At 35.6% G+C, this 267-nt stretch carries 1 protein-coding gene; it reads left to right on the top strand.

Going from position 1 to position 267, the window contains the following annotated elements; all coding sequences use genetic code 11:
• Positions 1–49: 49 nt before the first annotated feature.
• Positions 50–267, top strand: a 218-nt coding sequence (locus ACT3SX_RS15715) for an IS630 transposase-related protein (protein ID WP_443539329.1), incomplete at its 3' end; no start/stop codon positions are given.

Raw genomic sequence — 267 nt, 5'->3', positions numbered from 1 at the left:
TAAAAATGTTATAAAATAATTAACAAATTCAATTGTTATTATAAAGACCATGACTTACTCACTAGATTTCCGCAAACAAGTACTAAAAAGCTTAGACGAGGGTATGACCTTTGCCGAGGCAGCTAAATTCTATAACCTCAGCCCAACCACCATACAAAACTGGAAGAGACGTGTTCATAGTAAAACAACCAGGCAAACCAAACCCTATAAAATACCAGATGACGTGCTACTCAATGATGTCAAAGAACATCCTGATGATTATCAGTA

This window comes from Psychrobacter sp. AOP31-B2-9, assembly GCF_052378005.1.
GTDB lineage: Bacteria > Pseudomonadota > Gammaproteobacteria > Pseudomonadales > Moraxellaceae > Psychrobacter.
This window is presented reverse-complemented; position numbering and strand designations above follow the sequence as displayed.